The organism is Streptomyces sp. enrichment culture, from assembly GCF_964272895.1.
In the GTDB taxonomy this organism is placed as follows: domain Bacteria; phylum Actinomycetota; class Actinomycetes; order Streptomycetales; family Streptomycetaceae; genus Streptomyces.
Window position 1 is genome coordinate 6,003,085 of record NZ_OZ186832.1, and the last position, 22,936, is coordinate 6,026,020.

General features: G+C 71.4%; 17 protein-coding genes. 6 read left to right on the forward strand and 11 right to left on the reverse strand.

All coding sequences use genetic code 11. The features are described from left to right. Positions 1 to 398: 398 nt before the first annotated feature. The 5 genes from ACSU6M_RS26955 to ACSU6M_RS26975 all read left to right on the forward strand — a co-directional run bounded on the left by ACSU6M_RS26955 (position 399) and on the right by ACSU6M_RS26975 (position 10,000). Entirely contained in the window at positions 399 to 2,792 is a 2,394-nt protein-coding gene (locus ACSU6M_RS26955; RefSeq protein ID WP_437073002.1) for a glycoside hydrolase family 9 protein, read from the forward strand. Between the two features lie 274 nt (positions 2,793 to 3,066). Continuing rightward, positions 3,067 to 4,188, forward strand: coding sequence for a GH12 family glycosyl hydrolase domain-containing protein (locus ACSU6M_RS26960; protein ID WP_437073004.1), 1,122 nt, complete (start codon positions 3,067 to 3,069; stop codon positions 4,186 to 4,188). A gap of 126 nt (positions 4,189 to 4,314) precedes the next feature. Then, positions 4,315 to 6,531, forward strand: coding sequence for a glycoside hydrolase family 3 N-terminal domain-containing protein (locus ACSU6M_RS26965; RefSeq protein ID WP_437073005.1), 2,217 nt, complete (start codon positions 4,315 to 4,317; stop codon positions 6,529 to 6,531). Positions 6,532 to 6,613: 82 nt separating this feature from the next. After that, positions 6,614 to 8,830 (forward strand): glycoside hydrolase family 6 protein, encoded by a 2,217-nt coding sequence (locus tag ACSU6M_RS26970; protein WP_437073006.1) that lies wholly within the window; start codon positions 6,614 to 6,616, stop codon positions 8,828 to 8,830. A 57-nt stretch (positions 8,831 to 8,887) separates the two neighbouring features. Next, positions 8,888 to 10,000, forward strand: coding sequence for a lytic polysaccharide monooxygenase auxiliary activity family 9 protein (locus ACSU6M_RS26975; RefSeq protein ID WP_437073008.1), 1,113 nt, complete (start codon positions 8,888 to 8,890; stop codon positions 9,998 to 10,000). Between the two features lie 48 nt (positions 10,001 to 10,048). Here ACSU6M_RS26975 and ACSU6M_RS26980 read toward each other — a convergent pair whose 3' ends face one another. After that, on the reverse strand, positions 10,049 to 10,795 hold the full coding sequence (locus tag ACSU6M_RS26980; protein ID WP_437073009.1) for a hypothetical protein: 747 nt from the start codon (positions 10,793 to 10,795) through the stop codon (positions 10,049 to 10,051). Between the two features lie 175 nt (positions 10,796 to 10,970). Between ACSU6M_RS26980 and gcl the strand changes: the two genes are divergently transcribed. Continuing rightward, complete coding sequence (gene gcl, locus ACSU6M_RS26985) at positions 10,971 to 12,755, forward strand: glyoxylate carboligase (RefSeq protein WP_437073011.1); 1,785 nt, start codon at positions 10,971 to 10,973, stop codon at positions 12,753 to 12,755. 57 nt (positions 12,756 to 12,812) lie between these two features. Here the strand turns inward: gcl and ACSU6M_RS26990 are convergent, their stop codons facing one another. The 10 genes from ACSU6M_RS26990 to ACSU6M_RS27035 form a co-directional block, all read right to left on the reverse strand. Further along, the gene (locus tag ACSU6M_RS26990; protein ID WP_437073013.1) at positions 12,813 to 13,025 is read right to left on the reverse strand and encodes a hypothetical protein; all 213 of its coding nucleotides are present in this window, start codon (positions 13,023 to 13,025) and stop codon (positions 12,813 to 12,815) included. A gap of 437 nt (positions 13,026 to 13,462) precedes the next feature. Beyond that, positions 13,463 to 14,920, reverse strand: coding sequence for a catalase (locus tag ACSU6M_RS26995; protein ID WP_437073015.1), 1,458 nt, complete (start codon positions 14,918 to 14,920; stop codon positions 13,463 to 13,465). Positions 14,921 to 15,089: 169 nt separating this feature from the next. Next, positions 15,090 to 15,980: a 2-hydroxy-3-oxopropionate reductase gene (locus ACSU6M_RS27000; protein ID WP_437073017.1), complete on the reverse strand. Its 891-nt coding sequence runs from the start codon at positions 15,978 to 15,980 to the stop codon at positions 15,090 to 15,092. A gap of 29 nt (positions 15,981 to 16,009) precedes the next feature. Next, positions 16,010 to 16,849 (reverse strand): TIM barrel protein, encoded by an 840-nt coding sequence (locus ACSU6M_RS27005; RefSeq protein ID WP_437073019.1) that lies wholly within the window; start codon positions 16,847 to 16,849, stop codon positions 16,010 to 16,012. Between the two features lie 155 nt (positions 16,850 to 17,004). Further along, on the reverse strand, positions 17,005 to 17,730 hold the full coding sequence (locus ACSU6M_RS27010) for a hypothetical protein (RefSeq protein ID WP_437073021.1): 726 nt from the start codon (positions 17,728 to 17,730) through the stop codon (positions 17,005 to 17,007). A gap of 24 nt (positions 17,731 to 17,754) precedes the next feature. Then, the gene (locus ACSU6M_RS27015; protein ID WP_437075367.1) at positions 17,755 to 18,300 is read right to left on the reverse strand and encodes a hypothetical protein; all 546 of its coding nucleotides are present in this window, start codon (positions 18,298 to 18,300) and stop codon (positions 17,755 to 17,757) included. Then, positions 18,267 to 19,463: an MCE family protein gene (locus ACSU6M_RS27020; protein ID WP_437073023.1), complete on the reverse strand. Its 1,197-nt coding sequence runs from the start codon at positions 19,461 to 19,463 to the stop codon at positions 18,267 to 18,269. The genes ACSU6M_RS27015 and ACSU6M_RS27020 overlap by 34 nt, the downstream gene beginning before the upstream one ends. Continuing rightward, positions 19,460 to 20,758: an MCE family protein gene (locus tag ACSU6M_RS27025; protein ID WP_437073025.1), complete on the reverse strand. Its 1,299-nt coding sequence runs from the start codon at positions 20,756 to 20,758 to the stop codon at positions 19,460 to 19,462. Before ACSU6M_RS27025 ends, ACSU6M_RS27020 begins: the two co-directional genes overlap by 4 nt. Next, positions 20,755 to 21,876 carry an MCE family protein gene (locus ACSU6M_RS27030; protein WP_437073026.1) on the reverse strand — a complete coding sequence of 374 codons (1,122 nt, stop codon included), beginning with the start codon at positions 21,874 to 21,876 and terminating at the stop codon, positions 20,755 to 20,757. The genes ACSU6M_RS27025 and ACSU6M_RS27030 overlap by 4 nt, the downstream gene beginning before the upstream one ends. After that, complete coding sequence (locus tag ACSU6M_RS27035) at positions 21,873 to 22,892, reverse strand: MCE family protein (protein WP_437075368.1); 1,020 nt, start codon at positions 22,890 to 22,892, stop codon at positions 21,873 to 21,875. The genes ACSU6M_RS27030 and ACSU6M_RS27035 overlap by 4 nt, the downstream gene beginning before the upstream one ends. Positions 22,893 to 22,936: the final 44 nt, after the last annotated feature.

Here is a 22,936-nt window from a genome sequence, read left to right on the forward strand (position 1 = left end):
GTTCGGCGGAGTGGGCGGGACCTCGGCCCCTGCGGCCGGTCGGTGCGGTCCCTGACGGGCGAACTCCGCGCGGGGTGAGGTCACCGCGTCCTCTCCCTTGACACCGGAGGTCGCTGCTGGCTTCATGGCCAGCACGTGGGAGCGCTCCCAAGGGGCTCCCGGCGCCCGGCTCCCGAACGCCTCCCCGCGTCGGGAGCCGGCGCCGGGATGCGTCGCGCGCCGGGGACCAGCCTCGGGCGACCGCACGTGGGGCAACGGCCCCTCGGGCGACCGCACCTGGGGCAACGGCCCCTCGGGCGACAGCACCTCGGCCGGCGGCCCCTCGGGTGGCAGCCCCCACACGCACGGCACGACCCCGATCCACCTCCCCGCACACCCCGTACGGAAGGGACGATCCGTTGCGCCCGCACACCCCCGAAGCGATCCCCGGACCCTCCTCCCCACCCACCCCTGCGACGCAACCCCCACCCCCCGCCCCCCGCAGACGCTTCGCCCCCCTCGCGCTCGCCGCGACCCTCACCGCCGGTCTGCTCCTGCCGCTCACCGCGGCCGGCCCGTCCGCCGCCGCGCCCGCGTTCGACTACGGCGAGGCCCTGCAGAAGTCCCTCTTCTTCTACGAGGCCCAGCAGTCCGGCGAACTGCCCGACTGGAACCGTGTCGGCTGGCGCGGGGACTCCGCGCTGGACGACGGCAAGGACGTCGGGCTCGATCTGACCGGCGGCTGGTACGACGCCGGTGACCACGTCAAGTTCGGGCTGCCGATGGCCTATTCGGCGACCGTACTGGCCTGGGGCGGTATCGAGGAGCGTGCCGCGTACACCGACGCCGGACAGTGGACGCACCTCAAGAACAATCTCCGGTTCGTCAACGACTACTTCGTCAAGGCGCACCCCGCGCCGAACGTCCTGTACGGCCAGGTCGGCCACGGCGGCCGGGACCACGCCTGGTGGGGGCCGGCCGAGGTGATGCCGATGCAGCGGCCCGCCTACAAGATCGACGCCTCCTGCCCCGGCTCCGACCTCGCCGGACAGACCGCCGCCGCGATGGCCGCCTCCTCGATGGTGTTCGCCGACAGTGACCCCGCCTACGCCGGCAAACTGCTCACCCACGCCAAGCAGCTCTACTCCTTCGCCGACACCTACCGCGGCGAGTACAGCGACTGCATCACCGACGCGCAGAGCTACTACAACTCCTGGAGCGGCTACCGGGACGAGCTGGTGTGGGGCGCCGTCTGGCTGTACAAGGCCACCGGCGATCCCGCCTACCTCGGCAAGGCCGAGAGCTACTACGACAACCTCTCCACCGAACCCCAGTCCACCACCCGCTCCTACCGCTGGACCCTCTCCTGGGACGACAGCTCCTACGGCGCCTATGTCCTGCTCGCCCAGCTCACCGGCAAGCAGAAGTACATCGACGACGCCAACCGGTGGCTGGACTGGTGGACCGTCGGCGTGAACGGCAGCCGCGTGCGCTACTCGCCCGGCGGCCAGGCCGTCCTCGACAGCTGGGGCTCCCTGCGCTACGCCGCCAACACCGCGTTCGCCGCGCTGGTCTACTCCGACTGGCTCACCGGCGACCCCACCCGCAAGGCCCGCTACCACGACTTCGCCGTCCGGCAGATCAACTACGCCCTCGGCGGCAATCCACGCAGCTCCAGCTATGTCGTCGGGTTCGGCGCCAACCCGCCGACCAAGCCCCACCACCGCACCGCCCACGGCTCCTGGACCGACCAGATCACCAGCCCCGCCGACAGCCGGCACATCCTGTACGGCGCTCTCGTCGGCGGACCGAGCGCGGCCGACGACGCCTACACCGACGACCGCCAGAACTACGTCAACAACGAGGTCGCCACCGACTACAACGCCGCCTTCACCGGCGCCCTGGCCAGGCTGTACGCGGAGTACGGCGGCAGCCCCGACAGCGGCTTCCCCGCACCCGAGACCCCCGACGGCCCGGAGATGTCCGTGCAGGCATCGGTGAACGCCTCCGGCACCGGCTTCACCGAGATCAAGGCATATCTGATCAACAAGTCCGCCTGGCCCGCCCGTGCGCTCGACGACAGCTCGCTGCGCTACTACTTCACCCTCGAACCCGGCGTGCAGCCCGGCCAGATCAGCGTCAGCAGCAACTACAACCAGTGCGGCCCGGTCTCCGGACCCACCCGCCACGCCGGAGACGTCTACTACGTCACCGTGGACTGCTCCGACGCGGTGATCGCGCCCGCCGGCCAGTCCGCGTACCGCAAGGAGGTGCAGTTCCGGATCAGTTCGTCCGGCGCCTGGAACCCCGGCAACGACTGGTCCTACCAGCGGATCGCCACCACGCCGGGCAGCACCCCGGTGGACGCCCCGAACATCGTCCTGCTGGAGGGCGCGCAGCGGCAGTGGGGCGCCCTCCCGGACGGCGGCACCCCGACCCCGGATCCGACACCCACTCCCACTCCCACGCCCACCCCTACACCCACTCCCACCCCCGCCGAGGGATGCGCGGTCACCTACGCCCTCGGCTCCTCCTGGAACGGCGGATTCACCGCCGAGGTGAGGGTGCGCAACACCGGGACGACGGCCGTCGACGGATGGCGGCTCGGCTTCTCCTTCCGGGGCGGCGAGAAGGTCACCAACGCCTGGAACGCCAGGGTCACCCAGTCCGGCGCCGACGTCACCGCGACCGACGCGGGCCACAACGCGGCGCTCCCGGCGGGCGCCACGGCGAGCTTCGGCTTCCAGGCGAGCGGCACACCGGCGGGCGCGCCCACGGTGTTCACCCTCAACGGGCGCACCTGCACCAGCTGACACACCGGTTTCGCAACTTTCGGGAGCGCTCCCAACTCCCTTGATCGGCCCGGCTGTTGGGCAGTCGGGCCGATCCGCCGCCGCTGACCTGCGTCTTCGAAATCCATTCGACTGATTCCTGTTCGCAGGGTTGTCAGGGACACGGGCGGGCTCCTACAGTCGCGTCCGAAACCGGTGGGGTGGGAGCGCTCCCATCAGTGGGGAGACGGGAGCGCTCCCAATTTCCCGCAGCAGCACCCCTGTCGATTCCGGTTCCCTCGGAGAGAGGCCCCGCATGCGACCGTCACCGCACCGCCTCCGCACCGTCCGCGCCCTGTTGGGCGCGCTGCTCACCGCACTGGCCACCCTGGCCGGGCTCGTCGCCGTCGGCACACCCGCCCAGGCCGACACCACGATCTGCGAACAGTACGGCTCGACCGTGATCCAGGGACGCTACGTCGTCCAGAACAACCGCTGGGGCACCAGCGCCACCCAGTGCGTCACCGCCACCGACACCGGCTTCCGGCTCACCCAGGCCGACGGCTCCGTCCCCACCAACGGCGCCCCGAAGTCGTACCCCTCGGTCTTCAACGGCTGCCACTACACCAACTGTTCGCCCGGCACCGCGCTCCCCGCGCAGGTCAGCACCATCTCCAGCGCACCCAGCAGCATCTCCTACGGCTATGTCGCCGACGCCGTCTACAACGCGTCCTACGACATCTGGCTGGACCCGACGCCCCGCACCGACGGTGTCAACCGGACCGAGATCATGATCTGGTTCAACCGGGTGGGACCGATCCAGCCCATCGGGTCGCAGGTCGGCACCGCCACCGTCGGCGGGCGCACCTGGGCGGTGTGGACCGGCAGCAACGGATCCAATGACGTGATCTCCTTCGTCGCCCCGTCGGCGATCAGCAGCTGGAGCTTCGACGTCATGGACTTCGTCGACGAGACCGTGGCCCGCGGAATGGCCCAGAACAACTGGTATCTGACGAGCGTCCAGGCCGGGTTCGAGCCGTGGCAGAACGGCGCCGGGCTCGCGGTGAACTCCTTCTCCTCCACGGTGAACACCGGCGGTGGCGGCCCGGGCGAGCCGACGGGCGGCTGCCAGGTGGCGTACGACACCACCGTCTGGCAGGGCGGCTTCACCGCCAACGTGACCGTCAAGAACACCGGTTCCACCGCCGTGGACGGCTGGCGCCTCGGCTTCACCCTGCCGTCCGGGCAGCGGATCACCAACGCCTGGAACGCGACCCTGTCCGGCTCCTCGGGGGCCGTCACCGCGAGCCCCGTCGCGCACAACGCCCGGATCCCGGCCGGCGGCACCCAGTCCTTCGGCTTCCAGGGCACCTACAGCGGCGGCTTCGCCGAACCCTCCGCCTTCACCCTGAACGGCACCGCCTGCTCCGTCGCCTGATCGCGACCCACCGACCCGCTCCGGGCTCCGCCCTGCGCCGACAGGGCGGACCCCGGAGCGTTCCAAGGCCACCACCGACCGGCCCGCCGCCGACGCCCCTCCGGCCCGCACCCGGAAAGGCCCGCCATGAGCCCGCGCCCCGCACCCCCCGCCCCTTCCACCCGCCGCCCCACCCTCCTCGCCGCCCTGTGCGCCGCCGCCCTCGCCGTCACCGCGCTCACCGCGGCCGCCCCGCCCGACGAGCGCCCCGCCGCCGCGGTGGCCGCCCTGCCGTACCAGGACCCCGCGCTGCCGGTCCCGCAGCGCGTCGAGGACCTGCTGGCCCGGATGACGCTGGACGACAAGCTCGGCCAGATGACCCAGATCGAGAAGGACGCGCTCGTCCCGCAGTCCGACCTCGCCACCTACCGCATCGGCTCGGTGCTCTCCGGCGGAGACTCCACCGTCAGCCCCAACAACGCCCAGACCTGGGCCGACACCTACGACTCCCTCCAGCGCACCGCGCTGGCCACACCGCTCGGCATCCCGATGATCTACGGCATCGACGCGGTGCACGGCCACAACGCGGTGCGCGGCGCCACGCTCTTCCCGCACAACATCGGCCTCGGCGCCACCCGTGACCCCGCGCTGGTCCAGCGCGTCGGACGCGCGGTCGCCGAGGAGGTGGCGGGCACCGGCATCGACTGGTCGTTCGCGCCGTGCCTGTGCGTGGCCCGCAACGACCGGTGGGGACGCACCTACGAGTCGTTCGGCGAGAAGCCCGAACTGCCCACCGCCATGACCTCGTTCATCACCGGCATGCAGGGACCCACCCTGGGCGCCGACCCGGCCTCCGTGCTCACCACCGCCAAGCACTACCTCGGCGACGGCGGCACCACCGGCGGGGTCGACCAGGGCAACACCCAGCTCACCGAGGCCGAGCTGCGCGCGATCCATCTGCCGCCCTTCCAGGAGGCGGTCCGGCGCGGAGCCGGCTCGGTGATGCTGTCGTACAGCAGCTGGAACGGGGTCCGCTCGCACGCCCACAAGTACCTGGTCACCGACGTCCTCAAGGGCGAGCTGGGCTTCACCGGCTTCGTCGTGTCCGACTGGGCCGCCGTCGACCAGCTCGACGGGCAGAGCGGGTTCACCGGCGCCGAGATCGCCACCGCCGTCAACGCGGGCGTCGACATGGTGATGGTCCCGCACGACTACAAGAAGTTCCTGACCCTCCTGCGGGGAGAGGTCTCGGCGGGCCGTGTCCCGCTGGCGCGGATCGACGACGCCAACCGGCGCATCCTCACCAAGAAGTTCCAACTCGGCCTGTTCGAGCGCCCGTTGACCGACCGCTCGTACACCTCGACGGTCGGCTCGGCCGCCCACCGCGCCCTCGCCCGCGAGGCGGTGCGCGCCTCACAGGTGCTGCTGAAGAACGAGGGCGGCATCCTGCCGCTGCCGAAGACGGGCAGGCTGTTCGTCGCCGGGAAGTCCGCCGACGACATCGGCAACCAGAGCGGCGGCTGGACGGTCGGCTGGCAGGGCCGCAGCGGCCCCGTCACCGACGGCACGACCGTCCTCCAGGGCATCAGGGCCGCCGTCGCCGACCCCGCGCGGGTCACCTACGACCGCTACGGCAACGGCATCGACGGCAGCTACACGGCCGCCGTCGCGGTGATCGGCGAGACCCCGTACGCCGAGATGCGCGGCGACCGGCCCGACGGCATGGGACTGGACCAGGAGGACCTGCAGACACTGGCCCGGCTGAAGGCGAGCGGCGTGCCCGTCGTGGTCGTGCTGGTGTCCGGGCGCCCGCTGGACATCGCCGCCCAGCTGCCCGACTGGCGCGCCCTGCTGGCGGCCTGGCTGCCCGGCACCGAGGGCGCCGGCGTCGCGGACGTGCTGTTCGGCGACCACGCCCCGACCGGGAAGCTGCCCATGACCTGGATGCGCAGCGCCTCCCAGCAGCCGATCAACGACGGCGACGGCAAGACACCGCTCTTCCCGTACGGCCACGGACTGACCTACGGCACGAACCCCGACCCGGATCCCGACCCGGACCCGACCCCGGCGAAGGCGTGCACCGCCACCCACAAGCTGGTCAACTCCTGGCCAGGCGGCCACCAGGCCGAGGTCACCGTCAAGAACACCGGCACCGGCCCGATCACCGGCTGGACCGTGGACTGGGACCTGGGCGGCGCGACGGTCACCAGCCTGTGGAACGGCACCCACACCGTCGTGAACGGCCGGATCACCGTCCGCAACACCGGCTCCAACGGCAGCCTCGCCGCCGGCGCCTCCACCTCGTTCGGCTACACGGCGAACGGCGGCGCGGGCACCCCTGCCCCGCGCTGCACCCCCGCCTGACCCGGACCCCCCTTCTCCCCACCGGTTGACCCCGCGAGTGTCCCCACACCCGTCACCCGCACCCCCGCACCGAGGAGAGCACATGACAGACCGGACCAGACGCGCGGACGCCCGCCCGCGCAGGCCGCACCGCAGGCGGACCGCGGCCCTGGCCACCGCGTTGAGCACCCTGCTGCTGGGCGCGGCCGCCCAGCTGTCCGCACCCCCGGCGGCCGCCGCCGAGGCGCACGTGGACAACCCGTTCGCCGGCGCCTCCTTCTACCTCAACCCGGACTACGCCCGGCTGGTCGACGGGTCCATCGCCCGGACCACCGACGCGACGCTCAAGGCCAGGATGGAGAAGGTCAAGAGCTATCCGACGGCCGTCTGGCTGGACCGGATCGCCGCCATCCACGGCGGCGAGGTCAACGCCGGCCGCAAGAGCCTCGCCGACCACCTCGACCTGGCGCTCGCGCAGAAGAAGCCCGGCCAGCCGCTGGTCGCCACCTTCGTCGTGTACGACCTGCCGGGCCGCGACTGCGCCGCGCTCGCCTCCAACGGCGAACTCCCGCTCACCGCGGAGGGCCTGGCGCGGTACAAGAGGGAGTACATCGACGAGATCGCCAAGGTCTTCGCCGACCCCAAGTACCAGGACATCCGCATCACCACGGTCATCGAGCCGGACGGTCTGCCGAACCTGGTCACCAACCTCTCCGACCCGGAGTGCGCCCAGGCCAAGAGCAGCGGCATCCAGGTCGAGGCGATCCGGTACGCGCTGAACAAGCTGCACGCCATCCCGAACGTGTACACCTACATGGACTTCGCCCACTCGGGCTGGCTCGGCTGGGACAACAACCTCTCCCAGACCACCCAGCTCTACACGGACGTCGTCAAGGGCACCACGGACGGCCTGCGCAGCGTGGACGGTCTGATCACCAACGTATCCAACTACACACCGCTCGCCGAGCCGTTCCTGCCCGACCCGAACAAGACGGTCGGCGGCAACCAGATCCGGTCCGGCAAGTACTACGAGTGGAACCCGAACTTCGACGAGTCGGACTTCACCAAGGCCGTGCACGCCGCGCTGGTGGCCCAGGGCTGGCCCGCCTCCACCGGCATGGTCGTCGACACCTCCCGCAACGGCTGGGGCGGCGCGGGGCGGCCGACCGCCGAGTCCACCAGCACGGTCCTCGACACCTACGTCAGCCAGTCCAAGGTGGACCGCCGGGCCCACCGCGGCCTGTGGTGCAACGTGAACGGCGCGGGACTCGGGCAGCCCCCGCAGGCATCGCCCTCCGGCTACCCGGACTCGCACCTCGACGCCTTCCTGTGGATCAAGCCGCCGGGGGAGTCGGACGGCGCGAGCAAGGACATCCCGAACGAGGAGGGCAAGCGTCCGGACCCGATGTGCAACCCGGACTACACGGCGCCCAACGCGGGCGGCAACCCGACCGGCGCGATGCCGGACGCGCCGCTCGCCGGGCACTGGTTCCACGAGCAGTTCTCCATGCTCGTACGCAACGCCCACCCGGCCGTGCCCACCGACGGCGGCGGCCCCGGCGATCCGGTGGACACCACCGCCCCGACCGCGCCGACCGGCCTGAGGGCCACCGCGAAGACCGCCTCCAGCGTCTCGCTGGCCTGGACCGCGGCCACCGACGAGGTCGGCGTGACCGGCTACGACGTCTACCGCGACGGCACCAGGGTGGGCTCGTCCACCGGGACCACGTACACCGACACCGGGCTGAGCGCCGCCACGGCGTACAGCTACACCGTCCGGGCCCGTGACGCCGCCGGGAACGTCTCCGCGGCCTCGGCCGCGCTGAGCGTGACCACCGAGGCGGGCGGCGGCGGACCCGACCCGGTCGGCGGTGTGAAGGTCAGCTACAAGAACAACGACGGCTCGGCCACCGACAACGCCATCCGGCCGGGGCTGCGGATCGCCAACACCGGCAGCGCCGCGCTGGACCTGACCAAGGTCACCGCCCGCTACTACTTCACCCGCGACGGCGGCTCGCCGACCGTGAACGCCTTCTGCGACTACGCGGCCGTCGGCTGCTCCAACCTCACGCTCCGGGTGGTGCCGCTGAGCACGCCGGTCGCGGGCGCGGACGCCTATCTGGAGGTCGGCTTCCGCAGCGGCACGCTGGCCGCGGGCAGGGACACCGGCGACATCCAGCTGCGGATGAGCAAGTCCGACTGGTCCGCGTTCGACGAGAGCGGCGACTACAGCCGTACCACCGCGACTTCCTACACCGACGCCCCGCGGATCACCGCCTACCTGAGCGGCGGTCTGGCCTGGGGCACCCCGCCGGCCTGACCGGCCCGAGACCCCTGAGGAGACCCACACAACCCCACCACCATCACAGGAGACACGATGGCTAGAAGCAAGCGACGACCACTGTCCTTACTGGCGGTGCTGGCCACCCTGCTCAGCGGGCTCGGTCTGGCCCTGATCGGCCAGAACAGCGCGCAGGCGCACGGCGTGACCATGATGCCCGGATCGCGGACCTACCTCTGCTATCTGGACGCCAAGACCAGCAACGGCGCGCTCGACCCGACGAACCCCGCGTGCAGGGCCGCGCTCGCCGAGAGCGGGGCGACCTCGCTGTACAACTGGTTCGCCGTGCTCGACTCCAACGCGGGCGGCCGCGGTCCGGGCTATGTCCCGGACGGCAAGCTGTGCAGCGCCGGCGACCGCTCGCCGTACAACTTCACCGGCTACAACGCGGCCCGCGCGGACTGGCCGCGCACGCACCTGACCTCCGGGGCGACGATCCGGATCAAGCACAGCAACTGGGCCCATCACCCGGGTGACTTCCGGGTGTACCTCTCCAAGCCCGGCTACTCGCCCACCTCGCCGCTGGGCTGGGGCGATCTGGAGCTGATCCAGACCGTGACCAACCCGCCGCAGTCGGGGTCGGTGGGGTCCGAGACCGGCCACTACTACTGGGACCTGAAGCTGCCCTCGGGCCGCTCGGGCAACGCCATGATGTTCATCCAGTGGGTGCGCTCGGACAGCCAGGAGAACTTCTTCTCCTGCTCGGACATCGTCTTCGACGGCGGCAACGGCGAGGTGACGGGCATCCGCGGCTCGAACGGCACCCCGACGCCCACGCCCACGCCGACCCCCACGCCGACCCCCACCCCGACGCCGACTCCGACGCCCACCGACCCGCACACCGGGTGCATGGCCGTCTACTCGGTGACGAACTCATGGAACGGCGGCTTCCAGGGTTCGGTCCAGGTGATGAACCACAACACCACGGCGCGTGACGGCTGGGCCGTGCGCTGGCAGCCCGGCTCCGGCACCAGGATCAACCAGGTCTGGAACGGCACGCTCAGCACCGGCTCCGACGGCACGGTGACGGTCAGGAACGTCGACTACAACCGGACCATCGCGCCGGACGGCAGTGTCACCTTCGGGTTCACCGCCACCTCGACCGGCAACGACTTCCCGGTCGGCAGCATCACCTGCGTCAACCCGTAACACCTCGTCCGCCGGCGCCGGCTCCCGCGATGTCGGGGGCCGGCGCCCTCATGTGCGCGGGCTGTCCGCGAGCGCGTCGGCGTGCTCGTTGACCGGCTGCGGGGTGCCCGTCAGATCGAGCACGAACAGCGCCACGCCGAGGGTGCCGGCGCGGGTGCGGGCGTCCTCGGCGTACCCGGCGAGGGAGAAGTAGACACAGCGCGCGGACTCCGTCATCGCGGTGAGCCACAGGCACTCGACGTCCCGCAGGGTGGCCGGGCGCAGGGCCGGGTCGACCTGGGCGAGGATGCCGCGGGCGGCCAGGGCGATGCCGGACGGCGGGCGCTGGTCGGCGCGGCGGACGTCCCGGTGGCCGAGCCAGCGCAGATACAGCGCGGCCGCGGTCACCGCGTCGCGCGCGGTGCGGATGGCGACCGGCCGGAACGCGGGGCGGCGCCGGGCCGGGGGAGGGGCGGTGCCGGGACGGGACACGGGGGCGGCGGGGGACGCGAGGGCGGCGGGGGACGCGGAGTCCGCAGGGGGCGCGGGGGCGGGCCGGGGCGCCAGCGGGATCATCAGCGTGGTCCCGCACGGGCAGCCCAGCTCCGGCCGAGGCCACGGGGAGCGGCGCCCGCAGGCCGTGCAGCGCAGGGTGACCCACTCCTCGTCCCACGCGCGGCGGGTGACGGGCACGGCGTGCCCGCCGGGGTCGAGCGGCGGGGCGACCGGGGCTCCGCACGCGCAGGGATGGACCGGCGCCGCGTACAGATGCTCACGGCGGCAGACGGGGCAGCGCACCTGGACCCTGTGGGGCATGGGCCCATCGTGCTCCTGCCGACCCCCTTCTGTCCTCGACTTGGCGGCTCTTGACGGGCTTGACCCCTCCGCCTACATTGCTTCCAGATAGTAGAAAAAGGTTTCCACTATACGGAAGTGCTGACCGTAGGGCGCGACGGGAGAGCTCATCCGACAGCCGAAGCAGGAGTAATCCATGGCTCGAATGACCGCTGCCCGCGCGGCAGTTGAGATCCTCAAGCGCGAGGGCGTCACCGCTGCGTTCGGTGTGCCGGGCGCGGCGATCAACCCGTTCTACGCGGCCCTCAAAGCGGCCGGCGGCGTCAACCACACCCTCGCCCGGCATGTCGAGGGTGCCTCCCACATGGCGGAGGGCTACACGCGTACGCACCCCGGCAACATCGGTGTCTGCATCGGCACGTCCGGCCCCGCCGGCACCGACATGATCACCGGGCTGTACTCGGCGATCGGTGACTCGATCCCGATCCTGTGCATCACCGGCCAGGCACCGACCGCCGTGATCCACAAGGAGGACTTCCAGGCCGTCGACATCGCCTCGATCGCCAAGCCGGTGACCAAGATGGCCGTCACCGTCCTGGAGGCCGCCCAGGTCCCGGGCGTCTTCCAGCAGGCGTTCCACCTGATGCGCTCCGGCCGCCCCGGCCCGGTCCTCATCGACCTGCCGATCGACGTCCAGCTCACCGAGATCGAGTTCGACATCGACACCTACGAGCCGCTGCCGGTCTACAAGCCGGCCGCGACCCGTGCCCAGATCGAGAAGGCGATCGGCATGCTCAACGCCGCCGAGCGCCCCCTGATCGTCGCGGGCGGCGGTGTCATCAGCGCCGACGCCTGCGAACTCCTCGTGGAGTTCGCCGAGCTGACGGGCACCCCGGTCGTCCCGACCCTGATGGGCTGGGGCACCATCCCCGACGACCACGAGCTCAACGCCGGCATGGTCGGCCTGCAGACCTCGCACCGCTACGGCAACGCGACCTTCCTGGAGTCCGACTTCGTCCTCGGCATCGGCAACCGCTGGGCCAACCGCCACACCGGCAAGCTCGACGTCTACACCGCGGGCCGCACGTTCGTCCACGTCGACATCGAGCCCACCCAGATCGGCAAGATCTTCGCCCCGGACTACGGCATCGCCTCCGACGCCAAGGCCGCGCTCGAGCTGTTCGTCGAGGTGGCCCGCGAGCTGAAGGCGGAGGGCAGGCTGCCCGACCGCAGCGCGTGGGCGGCGTCGGCCCAGGAGAAGAAGGCGACCCTCCTGCGCCGTACGCACTTCGACAACATCCCGATCAAGCCGCAGCGGGTCTACGAGGAGATGAACAGGGCCTTCGGCCCGGAGACGCGCTACGTCACCACCATCGGCCTCTCCCAGATCGCCGGCGCGCAGATGCTGCACGTCTACCGCCCGCGCCACTGGATCAACTGCGGCCAGGCCGGCCCCCTCGGCTGGACCATCCCGGCCGCCCTCGGCGTCGCCAAGGCCGACCCGGAGGCCCAGGTCGTGGCCCTCTCCGGCGACTACGACTTCCAGTTCATGATCGAGGAGCTGGCGGTCGGCGCGCAGCACAAGATCCCTTACGTCCATGTCCTGGTGAACAACTCCTACCTGGGCCTGATCCGTCAGGCGCAGCGGGCCTTCGACATCGACTTCCAGGTCAAGCTGGAGTTCGAGAACATCAACTCCCCCGAGCTGGGCGTCTACGGCGTCGACCACGTCAAGGTCGCCGAGGGCCTGGGCTGCAAGGCCATCCGTGTCACCGACCCGAGCGAGCTGGGCGCCGCGTTCGAGCAGGCCAAGAAGCTCGCCGCCGAGTTCCAGGTGCCGGTCGTCGTCGAGGCCATCCTGGAGCGCGTCACCAACATCTCGATGTCGGGCACCAACGACATCAGCAACGTCATCGAGTTCGAGGACCTGGCCACGGAGCCGGAGCACGCGCCGACGGCCGTGAAGACGCTCAAGGTCTGAGCACAGCGCAGACAGCCACACAGAGGGGCCCGCGCCGGGGGGGCGCGGGCCCCTTCGTCATGCCCAGTCCTCGGCGCCCCCGCCCAGCCACTCGACGAGGTCGCTCTCCTCGACCTCCACCCGGTCCAGATCGACCTGCCGGAGCAGCCGTACGACGTCGTCCAGGTGGGTGGCGAGGCCGAGCAGCCGGTCGTCGACGGTGACGCGACGGGACCCGTCCAGGGCCGGCGGATGAACGACCACATGGGGATGCCGTACGAATCGAGCCATAGCCCAAGGGTGCGCTCGAAGCAGGCGGGGCGCATGCCGACGCCAAGGGGCACGGGGAACTGCGCGACCAGCCACGAACGACCCGCACCCGGCGGACGACACCACCCGGCGCCCCCCTCCACCGCACGAACCGAAGAGCGCCGGATACGGGACCGTCCGTATCCGGCGCTCTTCAGCCCGGTGAGGTATTCGATTGGTGACCGCCCGACGGCACGAGGCTGGGCGCGTCAGAACATTCGCGCCGCCGGACGGAGTCCAAGGGCAGGGACCGCGACGGCTGCGACGGAACCGGCACCCTCCCCTCAGGTCGAAGGAGGAAAGCCGGACCTTCACCACCGCACTGGCTCACAGGCCGCCGCGGTCCTCGGCCTGCCCGCGCGCCGCCGGCCGGCCACCCCTCATCCGGGCCGGTCGGCGGCCGCGGGCCGCCTGTGAGGTCAGTCCTCGCGCAGGGCGCGGACCGCCTCCTCCACGCGCTTGCCGTACTCCGGGTCGGCGGCGTGGAAGTGGGCGAGGTTCTTCTCGATCACGTCGTCGCGGGAGACCTGCGAGAGGCCGCCGGCGATGTTCGCGACCAGACGGGACTTCTCCTCGGCGGACATCAGCCGGTACAGCTCACCGGCCTGGAAGAAGTCGTCGTCCTTGGTGTGCTGCGGCGCCTCGTGCGTGCCGGTGTGGCCGCTGACCGCCAGCGGGGCGGACAGCGGGCGGCCGGTCTCGACGGGGCCGTCGTAGGAGTTCGGCTCGTAGTTCTTGGCGCCGCGGCCCTGCGGGTTGAGGGCCATGAAGCCGTCCCGGCCGTAGTTGTTCGCCTCGGTCGCCTTCGGGGCGTTCACCGGGAGCAGGGTGTGGTTGACGCCCAGGCGGTAGCGCTGCGCGTCGGCGTAGGCGAACAGGCGGCCCTGGAGCATCTTGTCCGGGGACGGGCCGATGCCGGGCACGAAGTTGTTCGGGGAGAACGCGGCCTGCTCGACCTCGGCGAACACGTTGTCCGGGTTGCGGTCGAGGACCAGGCGGCCCACGCGCTGCAGCGGGTAGTCCTTGTGCGGCCACACCTTGGTGAGGTCGAAGGGGTTGAAGCGGTAGTCGGCCGCTTCCTCCGCCGGCATGATCTGCACGTACAGCGTCCAGGACGGGTTGACCCCGCGCTCGATGGCCTGGAGCAGGTCCGTCTGGTGGGAGTTGGGGTCCTTGCCCGCGAGCTCCGCGGCCTGCTCGCTGCTCAGGCAGCGGATGCCCTGGTTGGTCTTGAAGTGGTACTTGACGAAGAAGGCGTCGCCCTGGGCGTTCGTCCACTGGTAGGTGTGCGAGCCGTAGCCGTTCATGTGGCGGTACGAGGCGGGGATGCCGCGGTCGCCCATCAGCCAGGTCACCTGGTGCGTGGCCTCGGGGGCGTGCGCCCAGAAGTCCCAGACGTTGTCCGGCTCCTGCTTGCCCGTGAACGGGTCGCGCTTCTGCGAGTGGATGAAGTCGGGGAACTTGATCGGGTCCTTGATGAAGAACACCGGGGTGTTGTTGCCGACGAGGTCGTAGTTGCCCTCGCGGGTGTAGAACTTCACGGCGAAGCCACGCGGGTCGCGCACCGCGTCCGCGCCGCCGAGCGAGTCGGCGACGGTGGAGAAGCGCAGGAAGACCTCGGTGCGGCGGCCGATCTCGCCGAGGAAGTCGGCGTGGGTGAAGCCGGTGACGTCGTCGGTCACCTCGAAGTAGCCGTACGCGCCGGAGCCTCGGGCGTGCACCACGCGCTCCGGGATGCGCTCACGGTTGAACCGGGCGAGCTTCTCCAGGAGCTGCTGGTCCTGGATCAGGAGCGGGCCGCCGACGCCGGCGGAGGCGGAATTCTGGTTGTCGGCGACCGGGGCGCCGGACTCGGTCGTGAGCACGCGCTTCGACATCGTGGACCTTCCGTGCGGGAGTCAGCGGAAACCTGTTTCCGCTTTGTGGAGCCTAGAAGTGGGGGATCTGAGCGTCAACAGTTTGTTGAAACAGATTCCGTGCCGCGGCGCCGCCTGGGCGCGACAGGACAGGTGTCGGCGGCGCCGCGGCACGGAAGTCTCAGGGGTGTCAGACCTGGGCGCCGGAGAGGCGCTCCACGGCCCGCAGCAGGGCCGAGTGGTCCAGGCCGCCGTCGCCCTGGGCGCGCAGCGACGCGACCAGCTGGGCCACCACGGCGCCGACCGGCAGGGCCGCGCCGACGTTGCGGGCGGCGTCGGTGACGATGCCCATGTCCTTGTGGTGCAGGTCGATGCGGAAGCCGGGCTTGAAGTCGCGGCCCAGGAAGTTGTCCTTCTTCCGCGTCAGCACGGTCGAGCCCGCCAGGCCGCCGTTGAGGACGTCCAGGGCGGCCGCGAGGTCCACGCCGGACTTCTCCAGGAAGACCACGGCCTCGGCGCACGCCTGGATGTTCACGGCGACGATCAGCTGGTTGGCGGCCTTCACCGTCTGACCCGAGCCGTGCGGACCGCACAGCACGATGGTCTTGCCCAGCGCCTCGAAGATCGGCTTGGCCTCGTCGAAGTCGGCCTGGGAGCCGCCGACCATGATGGACAGCACGGCCTCGATGGCGCCGGCCTCACCGCCGGACACGGGGGCGTCCAGCACGCGGATGCCCTTGTCGCGGGCGGCCGCGGCCAGGTCGATCGAGGTCTGCGGGGTGATCGAGGACATGTCGATCAGCAGGGCGCCGGACCTCGCGTTCTCCAGGATGCCCTCGGGGCCGTAGGAGATCGCCTCGACCTGCGGGGAGGCCGGGACCATCGTGATGATCACGTCGGCGTCCTTGACCGCGTCGGCGATCGAGGCGGCGGCGGTGCCGCCCGCGGCGGAGAGCCGGTCCAGCTTGTCCTGCTCCAGGGTGAAGCCGGTGACCTGGTAGCCCGCCTTGATCAGGTTCTCCGACATCGGCGAACCCATGATGCCGAGGCCGATCCAGGCGATCTTGGGGAGGTTGCTCATGATGGGGCCTTTCTGAGAAGCGAGGGTGGTCAGCGGGCCGCTCGGGCCTCGGTCGGCAGCCAGTCGAATGCCTCGGCGCTCGGACGGTCGCCCGGCTTGTACTCAAGGCCGACCCAGCCGTCGTAACCGGCCTTCTTCAGCTGGTCGAGCAGGTCCGCCAGCGGGAGGGAGCCGGTGCCCGGGGCGCCGCGGCCGGGGTTGTCGGCGATCTGCACATGGCCGGTCTTCGCGGCATACCGCTCGATCACCGACGGCAGGTCCTCGCCGTTCATGGACAGGTGGTACAGGTCCATGAGGAACGTGGCGTTGCCGAGCCCGGTGGCCTCGTTGACCTTGTCCACGACCTCGATCGCGGCCGGGGCGCTGACCAGCGGGTACAGCGGCGACTCGGGCTTGTTCAGCGCCTCGATCAGCAGGATCGCGCCGATCCGGTCGGCCGCGCGGGCCGCGAGGACCAGGTTCTCCAGGGCGAGCGCGTCCTGCTCGGCCGCCTCCACGCCCTCGACGCGGTTGCCGTACAGGGCGTTGAGCGCCTTGCAGCCGAGCGAGGCGGCGAAGCCGGCGGCCACGTCGATGTTGGCGCGGAACCGCTCCGACTCCTCGCCGGGCACCGACAGGGCGCCGCGGTCGGGGCCGGGCAGCTGACCGGCGTAGAAGTTCAGGCCCGTGAGCTGGACGCCCGCGTCCTCGATCGCCTTCTTCAGGGCGTCGAGCTCGGACTGCTCCGGGGTCGGGGTCTCGATCCAGGGCCACCACAGCTCCACCGCGGTGAAGCCGGCCGCGGCAGCCGCCGCCGGGCGCTCCAGGAGCGGGAGTTCCGTGAAGAGGATCGACAGGTTGACGTTGAAGCGCTGGTCTGCGAATCCCATCAGGGCCGCGCTCCCTTCCGTGCTAGAGAGTTTTCGTATTGCGGAAGTACGTTTCTGCGTAACGGAAGATTGCCTGTGGTCGGTGAGGGCTGTCAAGAGGCGAAAACGCAAAGAGCCCCCGCGCGAGGGTGCGCGGGGGCTCAGGGGCGTGCAGGTCAGAGGGCGTCCACGGCGCTCACCTTCCAACCGTCGGGGGTGCGGTCCACGGTCATGCGGACCCGGTTCAGGTCCACGCGGGAACCGGTGACCTGCGTGCTCTCGGTGACCTGGTTGACGAACAGCAGCACCACGGCCCGGTCGGGCGAGGCCGACACCACCGAGGCGGCCGGGGCACCGCCGTCGGCCGGCCGCACGACCGTCGCCCGCACCACACCCTCGTACTTCCGGGCCGTCGGCCCGACGACCTGCTTCGTCGTACGGGCGTACTCCTCGCGGAACTTCCCCGTCAGCAGCGCGCGGGCGCGCGCGAAGTCACGGTCCAGACGGCGGTGGTCGTAGGAAAGTACGACAGGGGCGGCCGCGCGGGCCGCCGCGAGCGCCTGGACACGCGCCTGCTCGGTCGCCCGCGCCTCCCGGTACTGCCAGCCGAGGACGCCCACCGCGGTCAGCCCGGCCACCAGGACCACCCCGAGCAGCGCCAGCCGCAGCCGGCCCGGCAGCGGGCGCGGCAGCTCCGGCTCCTCGTCCCGCGGACGCGGCTCCGGGGGGTCGTCCCAGCCGTCCGGGGCCTCGACGACGACCGTACGGCCGGACGGCGCCGGAGCCCTCGGCGGCCGCGGTACGTCCGCCGGTTGCGGTGACTGCCGTGTCTGCGCGCGGTCGGCCCGCTTGGCCGCCGCTCGGGCCGCCGCCGTGAGGGTGCGCCGGGTCGCTTGTGCCACGGTCTTCTCCTTAACGATCGTGCTTCAGCCGACGAACTCCACGGCGGAGGTCAGCCAGCGGCCGTCCACCCGCACCAGGTCGAGTTGCAGGCGGTAGGTACGGGACTCGCCCTTGGGCGCGGCCACATTGGTGACCTTGCTGTCGGCGACCACCAGGACGCGGGCGGAGTCCTCGTCGGATCGGACGAGACCCGCCTCCAGGACCTGGCCCTCGGACACCGACTTGTTCTGGGCGACCAGCTTCGTCAGCTGCTCGGTCTGCCCGGCGAACTGCTCCCGGAACTCGCCGGTCGCCCCTTTGAGCACGTTCGCGCTGTCCCGGTCGTAGTGCCGGTAGTCGAGCGAGGTGAAGTTGAGCGCCGACTGCCGGGCGGCCGCCAGGATGTCCTGCCGGCGCTGCTCGGTCTCCCGGTGCTCGTACACCTGGAGGGCGAGCCAGACCGCCGAGACGGTCGTCAGCACGGTCGCGACGACCAGCGCCGCCGGGCGCCGCACCAGCGCCGCGGGATACCGCAGCAGCCTCCTCGAACGGTCGGTCACGCCATCGGTCCGACGAGCAGCCATTGCCAGGACTCCTTTCCGAACACGGCCTGCTGGCCGCCCGCCGAGCCGATCTCGACGGGCCTGGCGGCGCCGGGCGCGTTCTGCGCGCCCCGCACCGAACTCGCGCTGCCCCGCGGCAGCGTGCAGCGCGCCCCGGTGTTCGCCGGGCGGGCGCCGGTGTCGGCGGGGTCGCGCCGACGGGTGTCGTAGCCCTGGGTGCAGGGCGCGGGATCGTCGTTGCCCAGCACCAGTCCGAAGTGGGTGGTGCCGTCACCGGGGATGACCGTGTAACTGCCCGAGACCACCACCGGGAAGGTCACCAGGGCCTGCTCCACCCCCGGCAGCCGGGCGAGCGTCACCTGCCCGCCGCTGATCAGGTTCGCCAGCAGCACCGACAGCTCCGGGTCCAGGGACTTCAGCAACGAGTTCACCTGGTACGCCGCCGGCTCGGCGTTCCCGATCAGCCGGCGCAGATCCCCGTCGCTGTCCTTCACCTGCTCGGTCAGCAACGCCAGATCGCGGGCGAACGACGTGATCGCCGAACCCTGCTCGGACTGCGTCCGCAGCACCGTGCGCGAGTCCTCGATCAGGTCGATCGTCTCCGGCAGCGCCTCGGACGCCGCCTCCACCAGCTCGTTCCCGGAGTCCACCAGCCGGCTCAGATGCGGGCCGGTCCCCTGGAACGCCTTGCCCAGCTCCGCGACCGTGACCCGCAGATCGTCCTTGCCGACCGAGTTCACCAGCCGGTCCAGACTCACCACCAGGTCGGTCGTCGGCAGCGGCACCCGCGTGCGGGCCCGCGGAACGGTGCTGCCGTCCAGCAGATACGGCCCCGACGTGCGGCGCGGCTGGAGGTCGACGTACTGCTCGCCCACCGCCGACCGGTTCGCCACCACCGCCAGCGAGTCCGCCGGGATGCGCGGCGCCCCGTCCTCGATCTCCAGGGCCACCGACACCCCGTCGTCCCCGCTCAGCCGCAGCTCACCGACCCGGCCCACCGGCACCCCGCGATAGGTGACCTCGGCACCGGTGAAGATGCCGCCGGAGTCGGCGAACTCGGCGTGCACGGTGTAGCCGCGGCCCAGCAGCCCGTCCACCAGGCCGGTGTACTCAGCGCCGACATAGGACACCCCGACCGCGGTGACCGTGGCGAAGGCCAGCAGCTGCGCCTTGACCGTACGAGTGATCACGGCAGGATTCCCTTCAGGAGCAGCTCGGCGAGGTCGTGGTCGATGCCGTCCCCGGAGGTGCCGGACCGGTGACCGCCGGTGCGGTGCGCGATCCCGGTGCCGGTGCACACCGGCGGGCACAACGGGTCCTCGTCGGTGGGCACTTCGGGGGTGCTCGGCCCCGGTACCGGCACCTCGGGCGCCTCGGGCAGGTCCGGGACGCCGGGCACCTCGGGCAGCTCGGGCGCCTCCGGCAGACCCGGCAGGTCCGGCACCTCCGGGATCCCGGGCAGCTCGGGTCCCTGCCGCGGCGGCGGCTCCTCGTCGAGGTTGCCGTAGATGTTCGTCAGATCCAGGTCGGCGGTGATCTCCAGGTTGACGTAGTCACCCTTGATGGCGTCCACGACGTTGCGCGGGAACGGGTAGGTCGTCAGCAGCTCAAGGGAGTTCGGCAGGTTCGCGCCCGCCCGGTTGAGCTGGGTCAGGATCGGCCGCAGTGCCTTGAGGTTGGCGACGGTGTCCTCGTGCGAGGCGTCGACGACCTCGGTGCCCTTCTCGCTCAGCCGCGACAGCGCGGTGAGCATCGAGGTGAGGTTCTTGCGCTGGTCGGCGAGGATCTTCAGGGCCGGCGGCAGGGAGTCCACCGCGCGGGCGATGGTCTTCTTCTCCCGGCCCAGCCGCCTGGCCAGCCGGTCGATGCCCTTGAGCGCCCGGACGATCTCCGCGCGCTGGTCGTCCAGTCCGCCGAGGAAGGTGTCCAGCTCCCTCAGCAGCGACTTCACCCGGTTCTCGCGGCCCTGGAGCGCCTTGTTCAGCTCCACCGTGATCGTCTTGAGCTGGGCCACCCCGCCGCCGTTGAGCAGCGCGGACAGCGCGGACAGCACCTCCTCGATCTCCGGGTTGCGGCCGCTGCGGGCGAGCGGGATGCGGTCGCCGTCACCGAGGCGGCCGGCGGGCGGGACGTCCGCGGGGGCGGACAGCGCCACATACTTCTCGCCGAGCATGCTGGTCTGGCGCAGCTCGGCGACCGCGTTGCCGGGCAGCTTCACCGAGTCGGCGATCCGCAGCCGCACCCGGGCCCGCCAGCCGTCCAGCTCCACCTTCTCCACCGCGCCCACGGTGACGTCGTCGACCTTCACCGCGGACTGCGGCACCAGGTCCAGGACGTCACGGAACTCCACGGTGACCCGGTAGGCGTCCCCGCCCGCCGCCGCTCCGCCCGGGAGCGGGATGTCGTACCAGCCGTTGAACTCGCAGCCGGTCAGCAGCAGCGAGCCGACCACCGCCCACACGGCGCCCTGTCGCGTCCTCCTCATGCGCGGGCCTCCAGGATTCCGCCGAGGGTGCGGTCGACCGTGCCGGTGCCCGGTGCGGGCCCCGCGGCCGGCACCTCCGGCAGCGAGTCGAACAGCTCCTCAAGCTCCGCGCAGTCGGCGGTCTTCCCCTCGGTCGTGCGCAGGATCGAGCACAGCAGCGCGGCCGGGTCCTGCGGATGGTCGGGGTTGTTGCGGGTGTCGAGGGTGCCGGAGGACGGGTTGTAGGCGTTCTGCAGGTTCGACAGGCCCGTCGGGGCGACCTCCAGCAGCTCCTCCAGCGCCTTGCGCTGGGTGACCAGCACCCTGGTCACCTTGCTCAGGCCCTGGACGTTCTTCGTCAGCGACTTCTTGTTCTGCTTCACGAACCGCGTCACGTCGCCGAGCGCGGTCCCGAGGTGTTTCAGCGCCTCCGCCAGGTCCTCGCGCTCCCCGGCGAGCTGCCCGGCGACCTTCGCGAGCGTCGTGTTGAACGACCGCACGCTCTTGTCGTCGGCGGCCAGCGCCGCCGTGAACACCTGGAGGTTGCGCACCGTGCCGAACAGATCGCCGCGGCCGTCGGACAGCGTGGTCACCGCCAGCGACAGATCCTCGACCGTCCGGTGGATGTTCCCGCCCTGCCCGTCGAGGGTCTGCGCGCTCACCCCGAGCAGCCGCGCCAGCGAGCCGTCCTGGTTCGCGCCCCTCGGTCCGAGCGCCTCGGACGTGGTGTGCAGACTGTCGAAGACCCGGTCCAGCTCCACCGGCACCGCCGTGCGCGACTGCGGGATCACATCGCCGTCCCGCAGCACCGGGCCCTTGCGGTACACCGGCAGCAGCTGCACATAACGGTCGCTGACCACCGAGGAGTTGATGATCGCCGCCTGCGCGTCGGCCGGCACCTTGCGGCCGGCGTCGTACTCCATGACCACCCGTACGCGGGTGCCCTCCGGACGGATCTCGGTGACCTCCCCGATCCGCACCCCGAGGACCCGGACGTCGGAGCCGGGGTAGATGCCGACCGTGCGCGGGAAGTACGCGGTGACCCGCGTCGGCTCCGAGCGCGGCCACAGCACGACCGCGAGCACCGCCAGGGCCGCGAGCGGCACGATCCACCGCGCGTGTTTCCGCAGCCGTCTCATCGCCCGCCTCCCGTCCTCGGCACCACCGGGGCGGCCACCATGTTCTGGATGTAGCTGTCGAACCAGCGGCCGTTGCCGAGGGTGTTGGTGAAGACCCGGACGTAGGGCGCGAGCAGCTTCACGCTGCGGTCCAGGCTCGACTGGTTGCGCTCGAGCATGTCCACCACCTGGTTCAGGCCCTTGAGCGCGGGCCCGAGTTCCTTCTCGTTGTCCTCGACGAGTCCCGACAGCTGCACGCCGAGCGCGGCGGAGGTGACCAGCAGCCGGTGAATGGCCTTGCGCCGCTTGCCGATCTCCGTGAACAGCTTGTCGCCGTCCTCGACCAGAGCGCTGAAGTCCTCGGACCGCCGGGCCAGTACACCGGTGACCCCGTTCGCGTGGTCCAGGAGCTCACGCAGCTCCTCGTCCCGCCGTGCGACCGTCCGGGAGATCCTCGACAGGCCCTTGATGGAGGCCCGCACCTCCGCCGGGGAGTCCTCGAAGGTCGCCGAGATCGTGTCCAGGGCCTCGGCCAGACGTGCGGTGTCGACCTCCTCCGTGGTGGTCGTCAGATCGCTGAACGCCTGGACGACGTCGTACGCCGGGACGGTCCGCCGCAGCGGGATCTCGCTGCCCGGCGGGAGCTGACCCGGCCCCTTGGGGTGCAGGGCCAGGTACTTGGAGCCGAGGATCGTCTGCACCCGGATCGAGGCGCCCGTCGCGGTGCCGAAGTCCGGGTCGCCTTTGACCTTGAAGGTGACCTTGACGTGGTCGCCGTCCAGCTCGACCTCCTCGACCTTGCCGACCTTCACCCCGGCGATCCGCACCTCGTCGCCCGGCTTCAGGCCGCCGGCCTCCGCGAAGGCCGCGCTGTAGGTGTCACCGCCGCCGATCACCGGCAGGCTGTCGGCGTTGAACGCGGCGGCGGTGAGCAGGGCGAGGGCGGTGAGCCCGGCGGCACCGATGACGACGGGGTTGCGCTCGCGGAAGGGCTTGAGCCGGGGGCGCCTGAGCCGGGGCCGACCGAGCCGGGGCAGCTTGAGCCGGGGCCCACCGAGCCGGGGCAGTCTGAGGAGACGCT